Below are 15,397 nucleotides of genomic sequence, written 5' to 3'. Positions count from 1 at the left end.
TTATGTTATAATACCTTTCAGACTGAATAGAAAGAAGGGTGGAAATGAGATACACGGACAATTATGTAATCACCAGTCATGATGTGGATATTAATAATCATCTGCGGCCGTCTCTGGTACAGCGGTATATGATTGAGACTGCAGACCATCAAATGCGCGACCGCAAACCGACTTATTACGAGCTGTTTGTGGACGGCAAGGCTTTTATCCTGACGCGAATTTCCATTGAAATTTACAAACAGACGGAAAAGTACGATGAGATTACGGTACAGACTTGGCGCTGCCCGGAAAAGGGTGCAACCTTTATCAGATGTTTTGTCATGGTCTGCAAAGGTGAAATCGTGGCAAAGGGCTATAGCGTCTGGGCAGTTGTCAATCATGAGACTGGAAAGCTTTGCAAAGCCTCTGAGGTGGATCTTAGCAATTATGAGATGGAAGAACCTCACGAGATGGGGCTGAAAGACAGGTTTCGCCTGCCGAAGGATTTGAAATTTGAAAAAGTCGGTACGAAGCAGGTGGCTTACAGCGATGTGGATATCAATCTGCACATGAACAACACTTACTATCCTGACATGCTTTGGGGACTTATTCCTGATATTCAGGAAAAAGAGGTTACATCGGTGAACCTTCGTTACCAGAAGGAAGCACCCCTTGGAGGTGAAATTACCATTTATATGGCAAAGCTGCCTGCACCGGTGCCAGAAGACAGCCGTGCGGAGGAAACCTACTGCTTCTATACAGAGGTAGAGGCGGGAACCAATGTGGAAGCTATGATTGGTGTTCGGAAAGTAAACCGATGCATTGCTGCCGGTGGGTGACTCTAAGGTGTACATAGAATCGCCATTTTCTTTAAAAATATGCATAATTTTCTCGGAGAATGTGCATATTTTCGGACTATACAAGAAATATATGCATTTTTGGGAATGAAATATCGCAGATTCAGTAGATGAATCAGCGTGAAACAGCTCAAAAGTGCATATTTTTTTGCTTTTTACTAATTCTATGCACACCTGCGTGCATAGTTAGAGGATTTTTACGAAATATATGCACAGGCGAGAAAAAATACTTGATTTAATATACCCTACAGGGGTATACTATATGTATCACGAGAAAACAGGAGGCGCATTATGAGCGAAAAATCATGCTCTGCTTGCTCTGAGCGTGTCAAACACAGAGAAGAAGCAGAATTAAAGGATTTAATCAATAGATTAGCACGGATAGAGGGACAGATTCGTGGAATCAGAAAGATGGTAGAGGAAGACAGATACTGTATTGACATTGTCAATCAGGTAGCTTCCGTCAGCGCTGCAATCAATTCTTTTAATAAAGTTTTGCTTTCTGCACATATTAAATCGTGTGTAGTGGAAGATGTGAAGCAGGGCGGCAGCAAGATGGTCGACGAGCTTTGCGATACCCTGCATAAACTGATGAGGTAATAGTTATGAAAGAAAAATTTAGAGTGACGGGAATGACCTGCTCGGCATGCTCATCCAGAGTAGAAAAGACTGTGACGAAGCTTGCGGGCAGTCAGGAGGTCAGCGTTAATCTTTTGACAGGCACTATGCAGGTCGAATACGATGAAAACCAACTGGATACGGAAGGAATTATTACAGCAGTTGAAAAAGCCGGCTATGGCGCATTTGTTGACGATGGAGGGAAAAGTGCTGAGGGCGGTGCAGGAAACGGCGCAGCCCGCGGGGGCAGTAATGGCAGTGCATCTAAGGCTGCGCTTGATGAAACCAAACAGATGAAGCAAAGATTAATTTGGTCGGTGGCGCTTCTGATACCCATGATGTGTTTTTCCATGGGGCCAATGCTGACAGGTCATCATATGGATATGGAGCATCCTTTGACCAATATACTGGCACAGGTGCTGTTTCTCATACCGATCGTGTTTTTGAACCGGAAATACTTTCTCAAGGGATTTCCAAGTCTTTTCAGAGGAAGCCCCAACATGGACAGTCTCATTGCTATGGGGGCTTCGGCAGCGATTCTTTACGGAACCTTTGCAATCTTTCGTATTGTTCACGGCTTTGAGACGGCAGATATGGCGCTGGTACATCACTATGCAGGGGATATTTATTTTGAATCTGCAGCCATGATTCTGACCTTGATTACAGTAGGGAAATATATGGAAACCCGTTCCAAAGGAAAGACCAGTCAAGCTATCGAAAAGCTGATGAATCTGGCACCGAAAACAGCTACAGTAGAGAGGGACGGAAAAGAAATCAGTATTGAAACCAGTGCACTGATGCAAGGAGATATTCTGGTCGTAAGACCGGGCGAAAGCATCGCTGCAGACGGTGAAATTATCAGTGGAACAACCAGTGTTGATGAGTCTGCTATTACAGGCGAGAGCATTCCGGTAGAAAAGCAGCCTGGTGACAGAGCAGTTTCTGCGACAATCAACAAAAACGGTTTTATCAAAGTGCGCTGTGACAAAGTGGGGGAAGATACCACCATCAGCCAGATTATTCGTTTAGTTGAAGAGGCCAGTGCCAGCAAAGCGCCTATCGCCAGAATGGCGGATAAAATCGCAGGAGTTTTTGTACCGACAGTTATTGCTATCGCTATCATTGCTGCAGTTATATGGATGATTGCAGGGTATGGCTTTGAGTTTGCGCTATCTATCGGCATTTCTATTCTGGTGATTTCCTGCCCGTGCGCACTGGGGCTTGCAACGCCGGTAGCAATTATGGTTGGAACCGGAAAAGGCGCCGAAAACGGTATTCTCATCAAATCCGGCCAGGCACTGGAAACGGCGCACAGTATTGACACTGTTGTTATGGATAAAACAGGCACCATTACAGAGGGAAAACCAAAGGTAACGGATATTGCTGCCTTTGGTATGAGCGAGGAAGAACTTACAAAAATTGCAGCGACTTTAGAGGCAGGAAGCGAACATCCACTGGCGGAAGCTGTGATGGAGTATGCAAAAGAAAGACAGGTGCAGCAGGAAGCAGCCGAAGGCTTTGAGGCGGTATTTGGAAGAGGCGTAAAGGCTGTCATCGACGGAAAGAAATACTTTGCGGGAAATGCTGCACTGATGAAAGAGTCTGGAATTTCAACAGAGGGTATTGAAGATAAACTGGGCGTTCTTTCCGACCAGGGAAAAACGCCGCTGATTTTTGCTGAAGAAAAGAGTATAATCGGCATCATTGCTGTCGCCGATGTGGAAAAGGAAAGCAGTAAAGCGGCGATAGATGCTTTTGCAGAGATGAAGATTGATGTGGTCATGCTGACGGGAGATAATAAACGGACGGCGGAAGCCTTACGAAAAAGGCTGCAGATTCCAAAGGTTATTGCAGAGGTTTTGCCTAGCGACAAAGAAAAGCATATTGCAGGACTGCAGGCTGAAGGTCATAAGGTTGCCATGATTGGTGACGGTATCAACGATGCACCAGCGCTTGCCAAAGCAGATATCGGTATCGCTATCGGTGCGGGAACCGACGTTGCTATTGAAAGTGCGGACGCTGTGCTGATGAGAAATGATCTTTTGGATGCAGTGACTGCCGTAAAGCTTTCCAAAGCGGTCATTCGAAACATCAAAGAAAATCTGTTCTGGGCATTTTTCTATAACGTTATCGGTATTCCTGTTGCGGCGGGAATTTGGTATCCGATGTTCGGTCTGAAACTGTCGCCGATGATTGGGGCGGCTGCCATGAGCCTGTCCAGTGTATGTGTAGTGCTCAATGCACTGCGTCTTAGAAATTTTAAAGTAAAACGATTATCCGCACCGGCTGCTTCTTGCACAGGTGCTGAGGAAATAAGGAGGAAAGAAAAAATGAAATATGAACTGATGATTAAAGGCATGATGTGTCAGCATTGCCAGAAACACATGGCTGATGCTCTTAACGCAATGGAAGGTGTTACGGCTGAGGTTAATCTGGAATCCGGTATTGCCAGCGTAGAAAGCGAAAAGGAAATTTCCATGGATGCTTTTGAAGCAGTGGTAAAGGATGCGGGCTACGAGCTGGTAAGATAGCATCGCGCCGCTTGCGGAAAAATGAAAGAAAGCAGCCTTTTGGTGACGGGAAGAACCGCCTGTCAGAACGGCTGCTTTTTTCTTGTGCGCCCTGCGGGCTGCTTTGAAGCAGAAGGAACGCAAAATCTTGGGAAAATAGTATCGAAGTTGGCGCAGAACCCCTTTACTGATTCCCTGCCTCTGTGCTAAAATATATTATATTGTGTATGAGGCTGTGAACAAGGTTAATAAGCCAGGAACGAAACGAGGGGGAATAAAATTTGGACTGGAATAAGAAAAACATAAAAACGACCATACTCATTGCATTTGCGTGCATTTTGTTTTATTTGGGTGTGAAAAATATTGGACTTGTAATGGAATCTTTGGGCAGTGTTCTTGACGTTACATTTCCGTTTATATTGGGTGCTTGTATTGCATTTGTGCTTAACGTGCCTATGACAAAGATTGAGAACAGACTTTTTCGTGGTGAAAGCAGAAAGAAAAAGGGCAGCAGAGCAGTTTCTTTTCTGGTGACGCTGACGCTGGTTCTTGGCATTATTGTAGTTGCCATGTATATCATCATTCCGCAGCTTTCGGAAACCATGATGAGTATTGCAGAGCAGCTGCCAGTAGCGTTTAATACAGTACAGGAATGGATTAGTGCAAATATGGGCTATTTTCGTGTGGTACAGAATATTTCAGAGCAGCTAGCGGTTGACTGGGGTGAAATTGTGCAAAAGGTTTCTGTACTGATTCAAGATGCCGCAACAACTATGATAAACAGCGGAATCAGCACCGTGAGCAATATCATCGGGGCGCTTGTTAGCTTTTTCATTGGCTTTGTCTTTGCGGTATATATTCTTATGGCAAAAGAAAAACTGGCAGGACAGGGCAGGCAGATTCTCTATGCGTTTTTGAAAGAGCAGACTGCAGACAAGGTTCTTTATGTACTGGGCCTGTCCAGTAAGACTTTTTCAAAATTCATTTCCGGACAGTGCCTGGAAGCCTGCATTTTGGGTCTAATGTTTTTTGTGACGATGACAATTTTCGGGCTGCCGTATGCTATGCTGATTTCTGTACTGATTGCATTTACAGCACTCATTCCTATGGTGGGAGCGTTTATCGGCTGTGCAATCGGTGTGCTTCTGATTCTCATGGTAAGCCCGCTGAAAGCTCTGATTTTTTTAGCTATGTTTTTGGTGCTGCAGCAAATAGAAGGAAATTTGATTTATCCGCACGTAGTAGGCGGTTCCATTGGCCTTCCGTCGATTTGGGTTCTGGTTGCTATTACTGTAGGTGGAAACCTGATGGGTGTTGCCGGCATGATTATCTTCATTCCGATTTGCTCTGTGCTGTATGCCCTGTTTAGACTTTACGTGAAGAACAGGCTGGCTGAAAACAATGTATCGCCAGAAAAATGGCAGGAAAAAGCTGAATTTGCTGAAGAGGTCCTTCTGATAAAAAAGGACAGGCAGGTCTAAATCGGCTGTACTAAAACCAGTCTTCTTTTCCAGGCGTGAAAGACGCAAAAGGAAGAGACGACAATGAGAATCAAAAGACTCAAAAGGAAGGACGCCGGACTTACTGATTTTGACCAGTCACTGATGTAGAAATATCTAAAAACTCCCCAGCAAAGGGCGGCGCTTGCCGCTGAGACGGGATACATGCGAAGAAAATTCTCTTGTCCGTAGAATGCAGAAAAAAGCAAAGGCATGAGCACGAAAAAGCCGGAAATAGAAAAAGATAGAAGAAAATTTCCGATGACAAAGAGCAAAGCGCTGCTTTGAGCGGTTCCGGCGAAAAGGATGGAAAGCTCTGCCGACAGGGAGAGAAAAACTGCGGCGCTGAAAGGTCCTTTGCGGTCACACCGATTTCCAAGAACAAGAGGACCTAACAGAAGACCAAAGCTTGCACACTGTTTTCCCAAGGCAAGGATTTTTTCATCTAGTGACAGAAACAACCCATAGTGATAGAACGCATCTCCAAAAGCGCAGAAAATTGCCATAGAAATGAGAAATATAGTCATCATAAAGGAAAAAGGATTTTTTACAAAGGCAGATTGCTCTCTTGCAGGGACTGCCCTTTTTCTTTCCATGAAAAAAAGAAATACAGCGCTGCTGATAGGAATGATAAGCGTCAAAAGACTGCCATTTCCCAGAAAGAGTAGCAGTATAAACAGGCTTGTAACGAGACCTTTCCGGAAGGTGCGCAGCCTGCCCAGAAGAAACGGAACAGAAAAAAGAGCAATCAGAAGTGGGTAATCAGTCATAAATCCTCCTATACAATAGAATTTTCAATAGCGTATTAGTTGTTTCTATTGTCTGAAAGTTGGAGGAAAATATACCAGGTCTTTTTTGTTATTTTGTGATATACTGTGTAGAGAGTACGAGGTGGATTTATGAATTATACCTATATGGTGCGGTGCAGCGACGGCAGCCTGTATACGGGTTACACTACAAATCTTAAACGCAGAGAAAAAGCTCATAACAGCGGAAAGGGCGCTAAGTACACAAGAGGAAGGCGCCCAGTGACCCTGGTATACTTTGAAGAATTTGAAACCAAGGAAGAGGCTATGCGCAGAGAGGCTGCTATCAAGAAGCTTTCTAAAGAGAAGAAAGAACTACTGGTGGCACAATTCGACAAACTGTGATAAAATAGACAAAAAATCGGATAAAATCCGGTAAACAGAGAATATGAGGCAATATGATGAAAAAAATACTGGCAAAAGCACTGGTCCTTTGTATGACCCTGATGATGATTGTTCCGTCGACAGCTTTGGCGGACACAGTGGGAAATGATGCGATTTCCATCGTATTTTCCCACGACATGCATTCCCATCTTGAAAAATTTGCGAAGATCAAGACTGTTATCGATGGGAAAAAGAAAGAAAATGCCCAGACTTTCGTTTTTGATGCGGGAGATTTTTCCATGGGCACACCTTTTCAGACCATTTTCAAACAAGAGGCAAGTGAACTTCGGATGATGGGAGCTGTGGGATATGATGCGACCACCTTTGGTAATCATGAGTTTGACTATCGTTCAAAAGGTCTTGCAAAAATGCTCCGCACGGCAAAGACTTCCAAAGATAAAGTGCCGGCGCTGGTGATTTCTAACATAGACTGGGAGCAAACCCTTGGGGAAGAAGCTTTGCGCGCTGATGGAGAAAATCTTCAAAATGCCATGAATGAATATGGGGTCAATCAGACGTATCAGGTCTTTGTTCGCGGCGGTGTCAAAGTAGCTGTTTTCGGTATTTTCGGAAAGGAATCGGCAAGCTATGCGCCGGAAAGCGGTACTTATTTTAAGGATCCTGTGGAAACCGCGCAGGCTATCGTAGAGCAGATAGAGAGCAAGGAGGAGGCTGATCTGATTGTATGCATTTCTCACAGTGGTACCTCAGCAAATCCGGAAGCTTCTGAGGATGAAATTCTGGCAGAATCAGTGGACGGCATTGATTTGATTATCAGTGGACACAGTCACACTGAGTTTTCGCAGCCAATTATAAAGGGTGATACAGTAATCGCTTCCTGCGGACAGTACAACGAAAAATTGGGTGCCGTGACCTTTGTGAAAAAGGGAGACGACTACCAACTTGATGACTATGAACTGATTCCTCTTGATAACAAAATTAAGGAGAATAAGAAAACTGCAGATGCAGTAAACAAATTCAAGAAACTGGCAGACAGGAAATATTTCAACCTCTACGGTTATAGCTGGGATCAAACTTTAGTCAGCAATCCAGTAGATTTTACGGGGATTGACGTTTTTGGACAGGAGCAGGGAGAGGATGCTTTGGGCAATCTCATTGCCGATTCTTATGTGTATGGTGTGCGCAGGACGGAGGGTAAAAATTATGTACCAGTAGATGTTGCGGTGGCACCGGCTGGTGTTATCAGAGGCTCTTTTTCGAGAGGAAGAGTTACTGTAGCTGACGCATTCAACGCGCTGTCTTTAGGCACGGGAAAAGATGGTGTTGCAGGCTATCCGCTGGTCAGCGTGTATTTGACAGGGGATGAACTGAAACTGGCGGCTGAAATCGATATATCCGTTTCTGAAATCATGAGCCCTGCAAGACTTTATTTCAGCGGTTTGACCTACACGTATAATCCGAATAGACTGATTTTGAACAGAACCTTTGATATTAAAGTGCTGGACGAAGAAGGAAATATCACTGAGCCCGAGTCCGACAAGTTGTACCGGGTGGTTGCAGACCTTTATTCTGCGCAAATGCTGGGCACGGTTAACTCTATGTCTTACGGTCTTTTGTCGGTTGTGCCAAAAGATAAAAATGGAGTGGAAATCACTGATTTTGAAGATCACATTATTTACGATAAAAATGGAAGTGAGCTGAAAGAGTGGTATGCGTTGGCATCCTATCTGGACTCTATGGATCCCCAGGACATTACTGAAAAGTATGGGGCGCCTGAGGGGAGAAAAGTGCTTGAGGACAGTAAGACTCTGGAGGATATTTTCAAGAAGCCTAATAAATTTTTCAGAATGATGATTGCAGCAGCAATACTGGTTATAGCTATTATAGCACTGATTCTTGTGCTGATTGTCAAACTGATTAAGCGACTTCGATATGGGAAAAACCCAATTCGAAAGAAAGATATGATGTTCAGTCGAAGATAAAAAGGAGCGTGCTGACGATAATTCGTCGGCACGCTCCTTTTTTATAGAAAGAAAACCCAGCGTTTCATATGGGAATTATTTTTGGGGGACAGTATTTGCGGAAAAGCGCAGGCGAAAGCACTGGCGTTTTAACGGTTATTTTCGTCTCTTACGCTGCTTATCTCCTGAAGCTGAAATCGATATTTCTGCTTCACATCAGGATATTTTTCATGATCGACTTCTTCCAGAAACATGTCTAAAGGTCGAATCCAGAGCCCGCAGTCTTCGTATAGTTTTCGATAAACCGCATAGGTCTCCCCAGTCTCTGAGTGGTTGGCCGTGCCAACCAGTAAATAGTAGTCGCCTTTGAAGTGGCGATATATACCGTTGATTTTTATAGTATTCATCTTCGTTTCTCCTCGTTGTGTGTGATAAATTCACTGCAGAATGCTGCGGGATAAAATATTCCTGTCACAGTTTTCCAGTACTTCTTGATTGGAAGCAAGCACGTAAAAGAAAATTGACGTGTCCCATTCTGCAAAGTACCTGCCGTACAATCTGCCTATCATATCCACCGGCGCAAAGTCTGCTTCTGGCGGGATATCCGGCAAAGGATATCCCGGCGGGCCATACTGCAGATAGGATCTGCGGAAATCTTCTTTTTGGTGCTGCATCCCGTTGACCGTCAGCCTTGCATCTGTCTGCGTCCAGCCATCAATTCCAAGATAAGCTACCTTCGTCCGGATTTTTTCTATTTTCCAGTCAAATACCAGCGTATCTGTTTTGATGCCAAAATCCTGCAAAACCAGTTTCTGAAAGTCAAACCGGGGCACTTGTGCAGCAGCTTCAGGGTCCAGGCTTCCGTCAGGCAGGAAGCCGTAAGGCACGGTTTCGTCTTCTCCGCGGCAAACCAGATAAGCGCCGTAAAACCCGTTGTAATACGGCGAAGCTGAATCATAGACCATGCTGCAGCCTTTCCAAAGATTAAAAGCCGGAAAGTTGTACAGGATGGTCAGCTTCAGGTTCGACTCTCCCGTAAATCGCTGGAATCCTACATCGGCATTGAAAGTCATCACAAAGGGATACCAATTCTTCTCTTTCGCGGCACTGCCGCCGGGAATATGAAGCTTGATTCCCTTTTCTTCCATGATGCTGTCACGCGCATGGATTTCGCTGTAGATTTTCATAACCGCCAGACTTACCGGATAATTTGACAGAGGCGACCGAATAAACACAGCCAATGCTACGAGGCTTACAACTATTGTCAGCAGTTTCTTCTTCATGCCGGCTACCTCCGTTTTGCAAGCTTTTCTTTATGATATCTATTATATCCCGATTTCTCTGTATCATAAAGGGAATTTTGCCCGAACATGTATGGTAGAGTCTTCTTTTTTACATGGAAAGTCTATGATTATGAAAACCGTTTGCTGAAAAACTGAAAACTGGAAAGAATATACATAGATTTTCAATATCCAAAATACCGACATAAAAGTGCCGGTACAAAGGTGCTGTAGTGCTAGGTTCAAAATGTCGGCACAAAACCGCCAGCGCGAAGGCGCTGGCGAATTGTTTTCATATTAGCAAATTAGAAATTACAGCCGTTACGACCGTTGAACTGACAGGCGATAGAAGTGGTGCGGTTTTCTCTGGAAGCAGTAGTGCAGCCACAACCACAACTGCAGCTGTCGGCTTCCTGCTCTGTACGCCTACCGTCATCACAACATCTGTGTCTCAGAGAAAATGCGTTGCTGTCATCGTCAGCAAGACCGCATTCGCCTATACTCTGTCTGCATTTTTCGATATCATCACAAGGTACAGGAAGCGCCTCTGCATCCAGTCTGAATAAAGTCTGTCTTGTAACCTGTACGCTTGCGATAGGTTCTGTTACTAGGCAGCCGGTGACAGACAGGTTGCAGTTTCCGTTTGTCTGGCAGGCAGTAATCATAGGATTCAAAAGGGTGCCGTTTGCGGAGAAGGAGAAATTGATAATCGGGGCAATTCCGCCAGTTGTGCAAGGCAGGCACAGCTGGGACGTAGCGAAAGTTGACTGTCCTGGGATATTGAAGCAAATGTTGTTTCTTGTGGTAAAAACTAATTTAAACTTTTTGCAGCATCCACCGCTGAAAACGCTGCCTCGCAGAATGATGGAAAGCTTTGCGTGGAAACCGCCTACGCCGGAAATCAGCAGATATCCTTTGGTTGAATTTCCGCTTTCCATGCAGGAGCAGTCGCCGATTCGGCTCATTAAATCATTGGTTGCTGCCATGTATCTTTCGTTGAACACTTCCAGCATATCTACAGGAATGCCGTCTACTGTGACGTTGCAGGGTTCAATAGAAGATGGGCACGATAGGTCGAAATCACTGATGATAACTTCGGTGCTGTCAACAACAAAATTCAAATCGGAGCAATCAAGATCGGAAGCGCATCCACAGGAACATCCGCAAGAACATCCGCAGTTATGGCAGCAGGAGCAGTCGCCGCAGGAACAGTCGCTGCAGCCGCAAGTTTCTTCCTGTGGATCAAAGACAGACAGCTGCTGCTCGAAGGTTTCAGGTGTTGTGCAAACCTGAGTCATCAAAGGACAGGATTTTATCTCAAGATCGGTGAAAACCTTGTTCAGGTATACCAGAGATTCATTGTTCATATTTCATTACCTCACTTTATATTTTAAACGACTTCGGAGAAGATTCGCCGAAGGCATAGCTGTCGCTATGTAAGTTTAATATATCCTATGCGAAAGGCAACATTTAGGTGCAAAGAAAATGGGTAGTACAAGATGTAGTTAAGCTGTTTTTTTTCGTGAATTGAAAGGTGAAAAAATCAAAAAAATGGGGGAGAAATTCAAAAAAGTGGGGAACAAATCTTGAAAAGTGGAGGGAAGTGGTGTAAAATGGGGTGTGTAAAATCGTAGTAGTATATCGTATTTGCATAAAACTGGAGGAAAATCCATGTTCATGGGGACTTTTAACAACTCAATAGACGCCAAGAACAGAATGATTGTTCCTTCCAAACACAGGGATCAGCTGGGAGGCAGGTGCGTACTGACTAAGGGTATGGACAAGTGCCTTTACATCTACTCTATGAATGAATGGGACAAGCAGATGGATAAGATTGAGGCGCTGCCTGAATCGGATCCAAAGGTTAGAGCATTTATTCGTCACTTCTGTGCAAATGCGGTTGACTGCGAATTTGATAAACAGGGGAGAATCGTTATACCGGCGGAACTAAAAGAATACGCAGGCATCGATAAGGAACTGGTGACAATGGGCGCTATGCGAAAGATTGAGGTCTGGAGTAAAGAAGTCTGGGACGCACCGGATAACGAAAACAAAATGGATTCTGAAGAATTTGCAGAGTCCTTGGCGCAGTATAGATTTTAGGGGATAAGATGGAGTTTAAACACACTTCAGTTCTGTTGGAAGAATGTATTGAAAATCTGAATATCAAACCTGATGGCGTTTACGTGGATGGCACTCTTGGCGGCGGCGGACATGCCTCCGAAATTTGCCGCAGGCTGTCAAAGGACGGACTCTTAATCGGGATTGACCGTGACAGAGACGCGCTGGCAGCTTCCCAGCTCAGACTTTCCGGCTATCCGTGTAAAAAACTCTTTGTGCAAACCAACTATTCAGACATCAGACAGGTATTGCAGGAATTTGGGATTGCTAACATTGATGGCGCATTGTTAGATTTAGGGGTATCATCCTTCCAACTGGACAATTCCCAAAGAGGTTTTTCTTACATGCATGATGCACCGCTGGATATGCGGATGAGTCAGGACGATAATTTTACTGCCTACGATGTAGTGAACAGCTATGATCAGAAAGAACTGAGACGTATCATTTCCGGATACGGCGAAGAAAAGTGGGCCTCTCGCATTGCGAGTTTTATCGTAAATGGAAGAAAGGACGGGCCTATCGAAACAACCGGTCGGTTGGTGGAGTTGATTAAAAGCGCCATTCCAGCAAAAGCAAGAAGAGAAGGTCCTCATCCTGCAAAGAGAACTTTTCAGGCAATTCGCATTGAGGTAAATGATGAACTGGGACAGCTAAAGGACGCAATTTCAGAGTTTTGTGATGTTTTGGCGCCGGGCGGCAGGCTTTGTGTGATTTCCTTCCATTCGCTGGAGGATCGCATTGTCAAAGAAACTATTGCGCAAAGAGCCAATCCGTGCACTTGTCCTGCAGAATTTCCAGTATGCGTTTGCGGAAAAAAAGCAGATATTGACAAAATCACTAAGAAACCAATTCTTCCCAGCAAGGAAGAACTAGAGATAAATCCGAGATCCAGAAGTGCAAAGCTTAGGGTCTGCGAAAAAATTTGATGGGGAATACTAATGAGAAATCAAGACAAAAGAAGAATATTAACAGGGGCGTTGATGATTGGACTGATTTGTATTGTGATGGTCGTAGTGACTGCATACTCTGCTGAACTGAAGGTAGAGAACAACAGCCTGGTTTCATCCAATGAGGCAATCCAGGGAGAAATTGATACTCTCAACATCAAAATAAAAAGTGCCAATAATGTAGAACATATAGAAAAAGTTGCCAAAGGGAAGCTCGGTATGGTATATCCGACAGATGGGGAGTGTGTTTATGTGACGGAGGATGACAGACCATCAGAAAATTTTGCTATGGCGATCAAAGAACAGGCATACAACTAACGGAGAAACCGTATACTATTTTTGGGAATAATTTCATAGAATGCAGCCGGACAATTGAATAATCTAGAACGTCTGGCTCTTTTTGCTATCTATGGAGAAAACATCAGACAGGAGTTATAAAGGAATATGGCGAGAGTTAGCGGAAAAAATAAAAAGAGAGTGATTATCACCTTTGGCATCATCAGTGTATTGATCTTGCTTCTGTCTTTTCGTCTGGCATGGATTCAGGTAGTAAAGGCGGAAGAATACAGTGGTATGGCAATTGATCAGCAGACCAGCGATATTCCAATTGAAGCCAAACGCGGCTCTATTCTTGACCGCAACGGAGAAAAGCTGGCTACCAGCGCTGCATGCTATACTGTCTGGGCAAGACCTTCCGATGTGAAAAAAGCCTACACTACTGACAAAGAAATCAAAGAGATAAGCGGTAAGCTTGCCATGGTTTTAGATATGGAAGCTGCTGAAGTCGAAGAGAAAATCACGAAACAACAGGCGCTGATTAAAATTGCCAAGTATTTGGATAAAGAAACAGCGGATAAAATCAGAGAACTGGAAATTTACGGAATTGAACTTGCTGAAAACGCAAAACGCTATTACCCTCTGGGGGATTTTGCTTCTCAGCTTCTGGGCAGTGTCAACGATGATAACGAAGGCCGCAGCGGCGTAGAATTTCAGTATGATGAATATCTCAGTGGCGTAGCTGGCAGATGGATTAAGAATACTGATCTTAACGGAAATTCTCTGGCTTATGGAGAAGAAAAATACTATCAGGCAGAAGACGGGCTTAACGTGGTTCTTACCATAGACGAGGTGCTGCAGCACTATGCAGAAAATGCTGTGGCAAACGGTATGAAGGAAACCAACGCCAGCAGAATTATGTGTCTTGTCATGGATCCTGCAACTGGCGACGTTCTCGCCATGGCGACCAATCCAGGCTTTGATCCTAATGAACCTTTGACGCCTGTTAAGAAAAGCGAACAGAAAAAATTTGACAAGATGACAACGGAAGAACAAGGCACTTACCTGAACCAGATGTGGAGAAATCCTATCATCAGTGACACTTATGAGCCGGGTTCAACCTTTAAACTGCTTACCACATCATCTGCACTGGAAGAAGGTGTAACATCGCTTACCACTAAGTATCAATGTAACGTAGGTTACGAAGTGCCCGGCACGCATGTTACGCTCCACTGCTGGAGCAGTGTACCTCATGGAACTGAAACTTTGAAAGAGGCTGTAGGAAATTCCTGCAACCCAGTACAGATCCAGATGGCGATGAAGCTGGGCAAAGAGAAGTACTATGATTATTTGGAAATGTTTGGAATTACCAGCGTTTCTTTGACTCATATTGATTTGCCAGGAGAGGCGACAGCGCAGGTACAGCCGGAAGATTTGATTGGACCAGTTGAACTTGCAACCATCTCCTATGGGCAGGGAGTTGCGGTAACACCGATACAGCTGGTTTCGGCGGTCTGTGCTATCGGAAACGATGGTGTGCTCATGCAGCCCAGAGTGGTAAAAGAATTGACCGATTCCAACGGGGATACGGTGAAGACCTTCGAAACGAAAGAGGTCCGCAAAGTTATTTCCTCCAAAACAGCAGATGAAATGAAGGAAATTATGGAGTATGTCGTATCCGAGGGTGGCGGCGGTAAGGCAAAAGTTGCAGGTTATCGTATCGGCGGCAAGACAGGTACAGCAGATAAGCCATCGGCTACAGGAGGCTATTCAGAAGATACTTATTCTTCCTTTATTGGTATGGCGCCGATGGATGACCCTCAGTTTGTCATTCTGGTTGTTGTAGACAGCCCGAAAGGCATTCAGTTCGGAAGTACCACAGCAGCACCGATTGCCAAGGAATTCATGGAAAATGCACTTCCTTATTTAGGCGTCAATCCGAAGTACACCGAGGAAGAAGAAAAAGCGCTTAAGTCCGAATACGTCTATGTACCGAATGTAAAAGGCAAGAGCTACAGTGCGGCTATCGGCGTTTTAGGAAAATATGATTTGGAATACCAGGCAATACCGAAGGAATCTGAGAACGAAGACTTTACAGTCGTAGAGCAGTATCCGAAGGCAGGTAAGAAGATAAAGAAAGGCGGAAAGGTATACTTATATAGAGAATAGACTGAAAGCAAAGAATCGGGGAGATTTGA

Annotated in this window: 14 protein-coding genes; 10 read left to right on the top strand and 4 right to left on the bottom strand. The window is 44.5% G+C overall.

What is annotated here, in order from left to right; all coding sequences use genetic code 11:
* Positions 1 to 44 precede the first annotated feature (44 nt).
* The 4 genes from V1225_RS12835 (at position 45) to V1225_RS12820 (ending at position 5,445) form a co-directional block, all read left to right on the top strand.
* Complete coding sequence (locus V1225_RS12835; RefSeq protein WP_160200530.1) at positions 45 to 818, top strand: acyl-ACP thioesterase domain-containing protein; 774 nt, start codon at positions 45 to 47, stop codon at positions 816 to 818.
* Positions 819 to 1,127: 309 nt separating this feature from the next.
* Entirely contained in the window at positions 1,128 to 1,436 is a 309-nt protein-coding gene (locus tag V1225_RS12830) for a metal-sensing transcriptional repressor (protein WP_160200529.1), read from the top strand.
* 5 nt (positions 1,437 to 1,441) lie between these two features.
* The gene (locus V1225_RS12825) at positions 1,442 to 3,985 is read left to right on the top strand and encodes a heavy metal translocating P-type ATPase (RefSeq protein ID WP_338546724.1); all 2,544 of its coding nucleotides are present in this window, start codon (positions 1,442 to 1,444) and stop codon (positions 3,983 to 3,985) included.
* A 260-nt stretch (positions 3,986 to 4,245) separates the two neighbouring features.
* Positions 4,246 to 5,445, top strand: coding sequence for an AI-2E family transporter (locus V1225_RS12820; RefSeq protein ID WP_161908991.1), 1,200 nt, complete (start codon positions 4,246 to 4,248; stop codon positions 5,443 to 5,445).
* On the opposite strand, the gene V1225_RS12815 is transcribed toward V1225_RS12820, so the two are convergent.
* Complete coding sequence (locus V1225_RS12815) at positions 5,442 to 6,233, bottom strand: hypothetical protein (protein WP_251613630.1); 792 nt, start codon at positions 6,231 to 6,233, stop codon at positions 5,442 to 5,444. The two genes, V1225_RS12820 and V1225_RS12815, sit on opposite strands and share 4 nt — an antisense overlap.
* A 129-nt stretch (positions 6,234 to 6,362) precedes the next feature.
* Here V1225_RS12815 and V1225_RS12810 point away from each other — a divergent pair, with 129 nt between their 5' ends.
* Both V1225_RS12810 and V1225_RS12805 read left to right on the top strand, forming a co-directional pair.
* Positions 6,363 to 6,614, top strand: a complete 252-nt coding sequence (locus tag V1225_RS12810) for a GIY-YIG nuclease family protein (protein WP_160200525.1) — start codon at positions 6,363 to 6,365, stop codon at positions 6,612 to 6,614.
* Between the two features lie 53 nt (positions 6,615 to 6,667).
* On the top strand, positions 6,668 to 8,596 hold the full coding sequence (locus tag V1225_RS12805) for a bifunctional UDP-sugar hydrolase/5'-nucleotidase (RefSeq protein WP_338546721.1): 1,929 nt from the start codon (positions 6,668 to 6,670) through the stop codon (positions 8,594 to 8,596).
* Between the two features lie 128 nt (positions 8,597 to 8,724).
* On the opposite strand, the gene V1225_RS12800 is transcribed toward V1225_RS12805, so the two are convergent.
* The 3 genes from V1225_RS12800 to V1225_RS12790 form a co-directional block, all read right to left on the bottom strand.
* Positions 8,725 to 8,982 (bottom strand): DUF1653 domain-containing protein, encoded by a 258-nt coding sequence (locus tag V1225_RS12800; protein ID WP_160200523.1) that lies wholly within the window; start codon positions 8,980 to 8,982, stop codon positions 8,725 to 8,727.
* Between the two features lie 30 nt (positions 8,983 to 9,012).
* The gene (locus V1225_RS12795) at positions 9,013 to 9,858 is read right to left on the bottom strand and encodes a hypothetical protein (RefSeq protein WP_338546719.1); all 846 of its coding nucleotides are present in this window, start codon (positions 9,856 to 9,858) and stop codon (positions 9,013 to 9,015) included.
* Between the two features lie 302 nt (positions 9,859 to 10,160).
* On the bottom strand, positions 10,161 to 11,222 hold the full coding sequence (locus tag V1225_RS12790) for a hypothetical protein (protein WP_201759495.1): 1,062 nt from the start codon (positions 11,220 to 11,222) through the stop codon (positions 10,161 to 10,163).
* Positions 11,223 to 11,526: 304 nt separating this feature from the next.
* Between V1225_RS12790 and mraZ the strand changes: the two genes are divergently transcribed.
* The 4 genes from mraZ to V1225_RS12770 all read left to right on the top strand — a co-directional run bounded on the left by mraZ (position 11,527) and on the right by V1225_RS12770 (position 15,368).
* Positions 11,527 to 11,958 carry a division/cell wall cluster transcriptional repressor MraZ gene (mraZ, locus tag V1225_RS12785; RefSeq protein WP_160200521.1) on the top strand — a complete coding sequence of 144 codons (432 nt, stop codon included), beginning with the start codon at positions 11,527 to 11,529 and terminating at the stop codon, positions 11,956 to 11,958.
* 8 nt (positions 11,959 to 11,966) lie between these two features.
* A complete protein-coding gene (gene rsmH, locus V1225_RS12780) occupies positions 11,967 to 12,902 on the top strand; it encodes a 16S rRNA (cytosine(1402)-N(4))-methyltransferase RsmH (protein ID WP_160200520.1) in 936 nt (311 codons plus the stop codon).
* Between the two features lie 12 nt (positions 12,903 to 12,914).
* Positions 12,915 to 13,241: a cell division protein FtsL gene (locus tag V1225_RS12775; protein WP_160200519.1), complete on the top strand. Its 327-nt coding sequence runs from the start codon at positions 12,915 to 12,917 to the stop codon at positions 13,239 to 13,241.
* A gap of 126 nt (positions 13,242 to 13,367) precedes the next feature.
* Positions 13,368 to 15,368 carry a penicillin-binding transpeptidase domain-containing protein gene (locus tag V1225_RS12770; RefSeq protein ID WP_161908988.1) on the top strand — a complete coding sequence of 667 codons (2,001 nt, stop codon included), beginning with the start codon at positions 13,368 to 13,370 and terminating at the stop codon, positions 15,366 to 15,368.
* Positions 15,369 to 15,397: the final 29 nt, after the last annotated feature.

It is taken from the genome of Emergencia sp. JLR.KK010, from assembly GCF_037018265.1.
GTDB classification, from domain to species: domain Bacteria; phylum Bacillota; class Clostridia; order Peptostreptococcales; family Anaerovoracaceae; genus Senimuribacter; species Senimuribacter intestinalis.
The sequence above is the reverse complement of the archived record's forward strand: the minus strand, read 5'-3'. Positions and strand labels throughout refer to the sequence as shown.